General features: G+C 67.4%; 5 protein-coding genes. All 5 read left to right on the forward strand.

The features are described from left to right. Positions 1-22: 22 nt before the first annotated feature. The 5 genes from J8847_RS16025 (at position 23) to J8847_RS16045 (ending at position 6,879) form a co-directional block, all read left to right on the forward strand. Complete coding sequence (locus J8847_RS16025) at positions 23-973, forward strand: glycoside hydrolase family 43 protein (RefSeq protein WP_211525715.1); 951 nt, start codon at positions 23-25, stop codon at positions 971-973. 55 nt (positions 974-1,028) lie between these two features. Next, positions 1,029-1,970, forward strand: a complete 942-nt coding sequence (locus J8847_RS16030; RefSeq protein ID WP_211525716.1) for a LysR family transcriptional regulator — start codon at positions 1,029-1,031, stop codon at positions 1,968-1,970. Between the two features lie 40 nt (positions 1,971-2,010). Continuing rightward, positions 2,011-3,333, forward strand: coding sequence for a DUF3422 family protein (locus tag J8847_RS16035; protein WP_211525717.1), 1,323 nt, complete (start codon positions 2,011-2,013; stop codon positions 3,331-3,333). A gap of 154 nt (positions 3,334-3,487) precedes the next feature. Next, positions 3,488-6,181: a GAF domain-containing protein gene (locus J8847_RS16040; RefSeq protein WP_211525718.1), complete on the forward strand. Its 2,694-nt coding sequence runs from the start codon at positions 3,488-3,490 to the stop codon at positions 6,179-6,181. Positions 6,182-6,183: 2 nt separating this feature from the next. Next, positions 6,184-6,879: a fumarylacetoacetate hydrolase family protein gene (locus J8847_RS16045; protein ID WP_211525719.1), complete on the forward strand. Its 696-nt coding sequence runs from the start codon at positions 6,184-6,186 to the stop codon at positions 6,877-6,879. The last annotated feature ends 123 nt before the right edge of the window (positions 6,880-7,002 follow it).

Raw genomic sequence — 7,002 nt, forward strand, 5'->3', positions numbered from 1 at the left:
GAATTAACCAAAGGAGATCCCTGTGTTCAAACACTGCGTCCTCGCCGCCGCCCTCAGCGCCGCGTCGCTCGCCCACGCCGGCAACCCCATCGTCAAGAACATCTTCACCGCCGACCCCGCGGCCCTGGTCGACAACGGCCGCGTCTACCTCTACGTCGGCAAGGACGAAGCCCCCGTCGGCGGCAAGGACTACGTCATGAACGAATGGCGCGTCTACTCCACCTGCGACATGAAGAACTGGACCGACCACGGTTCCCCGCTGAAGTACAGCACCTTCAAGTGGGCCGGCCGCGATGCCTGGGCCTCGGACATCACCAAGCGCAACGGCAAGTACTACTTCTACTCGACCGTCGACCATGCCACCATTCCCGGCAAGGCCATCGGCGTCGCCGTGTCGGATAGTCCCACCGGTCCCTTCGTCGACGCCATCGGCAAGGCCCTGGTCTCGAACGACATGACCAGGCAGTCCGCCATCCTGTGGGACGACATCGACCCCGCCGTCTTCATCGACGATGACGGCCAGGCCTATCTCTACTGGGGCAACACGGTCATGAAGTGGGCCAAGCTGAAGCCCAACATGGTGGAACTCGACGGCCCGATCCACACCGTCGGCCTGGACCAGTTCACCGAGGCGGCCTACCTGCACAAGCACAAGGGCACCTATTACCTGACCTACTCGCGCCAGTTCCCGGAAGAGACGGTGTACATGACCGGCCCGAGCGCCACCGGCCCGTGGACCTGGGGCGGCCAGGTCATGGAGAAGAACAGCAACGTCAACACGATCCACCAGGCCATCGTCGACTTCAACGGCAAGTCCTACATCTTCTACCATAACGGCAAGCTGCCGACCGGCGGCGAGTTCCGCCGCTCCGCCGCCGTCGAGGAACTGCGCTACGGCCCGGACGGGCAGATCCTGAAGGTCGCCCAGACCGCCGAGGGCCCGGCCGCCAACCCGTCCCCAGGCTGCAAGTGATAAACACTCAGCGATATTCCGGCCGGGCCGATATCCAAAATGATATTATTTTCTGATGGATACAACGAACCCGAACTGGTTTTTGAAGGCGCGCCTCAAGACGCGCCAGCTGCTGCTCCTGATCGCGCTGGACGACTACCGCAACATCCACCGCGCCGCGGAGGAGCTGCACATGACGCAGCCAGCGGCGTCCAAGCAGATCAAGGACCTCGAAGAGATGCTGGACGTGCGGCTGTTCGAGCGCCTGCCGCGCGGGATGGAGCCGACCATCTACGGCGAGACGATGATCCGCCACGCGCGCATGGCCCTCACCAGCCTGGCGCTGGCGCACGACGACATCGTGGCGCTCAAGGCCGGCCTGGCGGGGCAGGTGGAGGTGGGCGTGATCATGTCGCCTGCGATGGCGCTGCTGCCGCGCGCGATCGCACGCATCAAGGAGCAGGCGCCGCTGCTGCGCATCGGCGTGCAGGTCGAGTCCAGCAACGTCCTGCTCGACAAACTGCAGCGCGGGACGCTGGACTTCATGATCGGTCGCATCCTGGAAAAGGAAGACAGCACGGGCCTGATCTACGAGGAGCTCACCGAGGAACCCGCCTGCGCGGTGGTGCGCCCCGGCCATCCGCTGCTGGAAAACAGGCAGCTGGAGCTGAAGGACATCGCCGACCGGCCGTGGATCCTGCCGCCGCCGGGCAGCATCCTGCGTCACCGCTTCGACATGATGTTCCGCCGTGCGGGCCTGGCGCCGCCGGTGAACGTGGTCGATACGACCGCGCTGCTCCTGATCACGGCGCTGCTGCAGCAGACCGATTCGCTGCACGTGATGCCGCAGGAAGTCGCGCAATATTATGCCTCGCTCAATGTGATGCGTATTCTCCCAATCGAGTTACCCTGCAAGATGGACGCCTTCGGTATCATCAGGCAGCAGGACCATCTGCTCTCGCCGGGCGCCGACCTGCTGCTCAAGGCGGTGCGCGCGGCGGCCAGCGAAATCTACTAGCCGGCGGCGCGGGCCTCCGGTTCCACCACCGGAGGACCGCTTGAACGCCATCGTCGGAGCGCTGAACCATTCCCTGCGGGTGCCGCTCGCGGCCGAGCTGCACTCGCGGCCCTTCCTGCGGCTCGACGCGCCCGAGGCGATCACCCACCTGGCTGTCTACCACGGCGTGGAATCCGGCCCGCCGCAGGCCCATTCCCAGCACGTGCTGCTGGGCGCCCTGTGCGAACACTTCGGCGTGGCCGCGCCCAGGCCGGGGGCCAACCACTTCTTCCACGACTTCGGCAACTTCAGCCTGAAGTGGGAATGCCATACCGAATTCGCCACCTACACCGTCACCACCTCCCTGGAACCGGACATGGCGCCCCAGGAGGCCTTCGAGCACATGCCGCTGGCCTACCTGCCCGCGAGCTGGCTGTCGCAGCTGGCCGGGCGCCTGATGGCGGCCGCCCACGTGGCCCTGGTGAAGGGCGATGCCGACGCATCGAGCCTGGCCAGGGTGTTCGAGCGCAGCCTGCTGGCCCGGTCCTCGGTGATGCAGGGCGCGGAGCTGTGGAGCGACTTCGCGATCCAGGCAGATGGCTTCAGCCGCTTCGTCATCCGCGACCTCGGCATGCGCGAGCTGCAGGCCGGACGCCTGGTGCAGCGGGTGCTGGAGATCGAGACCTACCGCATGATGGCCTTGCTCGGCCTGCCCGCCGCGCGCGCGGTCGGGCGGGAGCTGGACAGGGTGGAGGCCGAACTGGCCGAACTGGCGGACGCAATGGTCGCCACCGACATGGCGCAACCGGGGGAGGGGAACGGAGACGAGCAGCGCCTGCTGGAACAGATCACCCGCCTCGCCGCGCGCATGGAAAAGCTGTCGCTGGCCAACGGCTACCGCTTCTCGGCCTCGCGCGCCTACTTCCGCATCGTGCAGGCCCGCATCGAGGAGCTGCGCGAGGTGCGCATCGAAGGCACGCCGACCGTGGAGGAGTTCATGGAGCGCCGCCTGGAACCCGCCATGCACACCTGCGAGGCCACCAGCGCGCGCCAGGAGGCGCTGGGACGCCGCATCGCCGATACGAACGACCTGCTACGCACCCGCGTGGGCATCGTGCAGGAGATGCAGAACCGCCGCATCCTGGAGTCGCTCAATGCGCGCGCCGCCCAGCAGCTGCGCCTGCAGCTGGCGGTGGAGGGGCTGTCGGTGGCCGCGATTTCCTACTATCTGGTGGGCCTGCTCGGCTACGCGGGCAAGGCCGCCAAGGCCGCAGGAATGCCGATCAACCCCGATCTCGCCCTCGGCATCCTGGTGCCGGTGGTGGCCGGCGCCGTGTGGCTGGCCCAGCGCCGCGTCCATCACAGGATAGGAAAATCCGCCTGAGTCCCCGGTTCTGAATCGCGCGCGGCCCGTTTTGATAGCTCGTTATAATCGCCCGCTTATAAAAAGTTAGCGGCTGAGTAACAAAAAACGAGGCTAAAGCGTGACAACGTGATAAGCCTGCCAGCCTGGCGTGAATCCGAACGGGGTAATCCTGATGAACAACGACAGCAGCTTCCTCACGGTGGCTGTCGGCGGTATGACGCTGCCGGACCATCCGCAGGGCCGCGACTGGCCCACCATTCCCCTTGGCGAACCCGACGCCTGGCCGGAGGGGCCGCGCGCCCTTGCCGAATTGATCACAGCCTCGCGCTTTCCCATGCTGATGGCCCTGGGGCCGGAACTGCGCCTGTTCTATAACGCCGCCTATGCCGAACTCCTGGGCGACAAGCACCCGGCGGCGCAGGGCGCGCCGTTTCCGCAAGTGCGCCCGGAGCTGTGGCCGCGCCTGGAAAGCGCCTTCCGCAGCGCCCAGGCGGGCGACTCGACCCAGCTCGATCACGCCCTGATGGAATTCGAGCGCAACGGCAAGCGCGAGCGCCGCTATTTCCGCTCCTCCTTCGCTCCGGTGCGCCATGCCGGCGTAGTGGCCGGCGTGTACTGCGTGCTGTCCGACACCACGTCCGACGTGCTGTCCGAGCACCGCCACGCCTTTCACCTGAAACTGAGCGAGACCCTCGGCGGCCTGGTCGACGCCGTCCACATCATGGAAGCGGCGAGCGCCATGACCGGCGAGACCCTGGGCGTGGCCCGCGTCGGCTACGGAGAGATCGACCCGCAAGGACGCACCATCACCGTGGACCGCGACTGGACCGACGGCAGCATCGCCAGCCTGGCCGGCCAATCGCGGGCGCTGGAGAGCTTCGGCCCCGCCATCATCGAACAACTGCAGGCCGGGCGCACCCTGCGCCTGGACGATATCGCCCTCGACGAACGCGCCGCGCCCTATGCGGCCGGCTACGCCAGCATCGGCGCGCGTTCGATGATCATCGTGCCGATCATGGAAGAGGGCCGGCTGGCTGCCATCTTCTACCTGCACGAGAAGAGCGCGCGCCACTGGACCGACCAGGAGCTGGCGATGGCCGAGGACGTGGCCCGCCACACGCGCGAGGTGGTGCGCCGTTCGCGCGTGGAGGAATCGCTGCGCGACGAGACCCGCATCCTCGAGATGGTCAACCGCACCGGTCAGGTGCTGGCGTCGACGCTCGACCTGCGCACCGTGCTGCAGACGGTGACCGATGCCGGCACCGAGCTCACCGGCGCGCGCTTCGGCGCCTGCTTCTACGGGGACGACGGCGAGCCGATGCACCTGCACGCCTTGTCCGGCGTCGCCTGCGACCAGCTCGGTCACCCTTCGGCCGGCGGGGTATTCGCACCGGTGCTCGCCATCGATGGACCTGTCCGTTGCGACGACATCACGCTCGACCCGCGTCATGCTGGCATCGAGGCGGGACACCTGGAGGTGCGCAGCTTCCTGGCGATGCCGGTGGTGTCGCATTCCGGGAAGCTGCTGGGCGGGCTGTTCTTCGGCCATCCCGAGCCCGGCATGTTCACCGAGCGCAGCGAACGCATCGTCGCCGGCATCGCGGCCCAGGCGGCGGTGGCGATGGACAATGCGCGTCTGTACCAGCTGTCGCAGAAATCGGCCCAGGAGCGCGACATCCTGCTGCAGAGCGAGCGCGCGGCGCGCGTGAAGGCCGAGCGCCTGAGCCACACCAAGGACGAATTCCTGGCCATGCTGGCGCACGAGCTGCGCAACCCGCTGGCGCCGATCAGCAGCTCGGCCAGCCTGCTGAGCATGCAGTTCGCGGACGAGCCGCGCATCTGCCAGACCAGCACCATCATCAGCCGCCAGGTGCGCCACATGAGCCGCCTGATCGACGACCTGCTGGACGTCTCGCGCGTCACGCGCGGACTGGTCAAGCTCAAGCTCGGGCTGGTGGACTTCCGCGAGGTGGTGTCCGGCGCGCTCGACCAGACCCGCCCGCTGGTGCTGGAAAAAGCGCACCAGGTGACGGTGCAGATGCCGGAGGAACCGGTGTACGTGAAGGGCGACCACACGCGCCTGGTGCAGAGCGTCGCCAACATCCTCAACAACGCGGCCAAGTACACGCAGAAGGCGGGCCGCATCGCGCTCACGCTCCAGGCGGACGAAGGAGGCATGCGGCTGAAGGTGCGCGACAACGGCTCCGGCATGCCGGCCGAGCTGGTGCCGAACGTGTTCGACCTGTTCACGCAGGGCGCGCGCACCTTGGCGCGCTCGCAGGGCGGGCTCGGACTGGGCCTGGCGCTGGTGAAGAAGCTGGTGGAGCTGCACGAAGGCGACGTACGCGCGCACAGCGACGGCGTCGGCCTGGGCAGCACCTTCACCCTGACCCTGCCGTGCGTGCTGGCGGCGGCCGATGGCGAGTATGCGCCGCGCCCCGATCCGATGGTAGGCGCCGGCGCGCGCCCGGAGCGCAAGCTGCGCCTGATCGTCGTCGACGACAACACCGACGCGGCCGACAGCCTGGCCATGCTCCTGAGCGTGCAGGGCTATGCGGCCTCGGTGGAATACGATGCCGCGTCCGCCATCGAGCGGGCGCGCAGGGAGCGGCCGGACATGATGCTGATCGATATCGGCCTGCCCGACATGGACGGCTACCAGCTGGCCGAGCGGCTGCGCGCCCAGCCCGAGACGGCGCATACGGTACTGGTGGCCATCACCGGCTACGGCCAGCCCAAGGACCGCGAACGGGTGATCGCCGCGGGCATTGGACACCACCTTGTCAAGCCGGTGGACATGACGGCGCTGGGCCGCATCCTGGAATCCGGCGCGGGTATGATAGGCGTTCCGTCATTGAAAGGATGAGCATGTCCCAATTCGTCATCACCGCTCCCGCCGCGCCTTCGGTGGCCGTGGCGGGTGCCGCCGAACGTTTTCCGGTGCGCCGCGTGTTCTGCGTCGGCCGTAATTACGCCGCCCATGCGCGCGAGATGGGAAGCGACCCGTCGCGCGAGCCGCCGTTCTTCTTCACCAAGCCCGCCGACGCGGTGGTGCCGGCCAGCGGCGCGGTGCCGTATCCGCCGATGACCCAGGACCTGCACCATGAGGTGGAGCTGGTGGTGGCGCTGGGCGCGGGCGGGGCGGATGTTCCCGTCGAGGAGGCGCTGGCGATGGTCTGGGGCTACGGCGTGGGACTGGACCTGACGCGGCGCGACCTGCAGGCGGCGGCCAAGGACGCCGGGCGGCCGTGGGACATGGCCAAGGGCTTCGACGCGTCGGCGCCGTGCAGCCCATTGCGGCCGGCGAGCGAGACCGGGCATCCGGCGCAAGGGCGCATCTGGCTGGAGGTGAACGGGCAGGTGAAGCAGCAGGGGGATTTGAACGAGATGATCTGGCCGGTGGCGGATGTGATCAGTTACCTGTCGCGCTTCGTGAAGCTGGAGGCGGGGGATCTGATTTATTCGGGGACGCCGTCGGGGGTTGGGGCGCTGCAGCCGGGGGATCGGGTGCGGGGTGGGGTGGATGGTGTTGGGACATTCGAGCTCGAAATCGGTTCGCGCTAACTATTGAGCATGCAAACTTAGGTTCCGGCCGAGGGGGACGCCGAGTCCCGGAACGACGTGCTAAGTGACGTAGGCGAAAAATTCTTGCGACACGCTACCTAAAAACCGTCGTTCCGGGACTCG

The sequence above is a fragment of the Massilia sp. AB1 genome (assembly GCF_018119385.1).
Lineage (GTDB): Bacteria > Pseudomonadota > Gammaproteobacteria > Burkholderiales > Burkholderiaceae_D > Telluria.

Coding starts and splice junctions, on each gene's coding strand:
- J8847_RS16045 (WP_211525719.1), top strand. CDS start 6,184: ATGTCCCAATTCGTCATCACCGCTCCCGCCGCGCCTTCGGTGGCCGTG.
- J8847_RS16030 (WP_211525716.1), top strand. CDS start 1,029: ATGGATACAACGAACCCGAACTGGTTTTTGAAGGCGCGCCTCAAGACG.
- J8847_RS16040 (WP_211525718.1), top strand. CDS start 3,488: ATGAACAACGACAGCAGCTTCCTCACGGTGGCTGTCGGCGGTATGACG.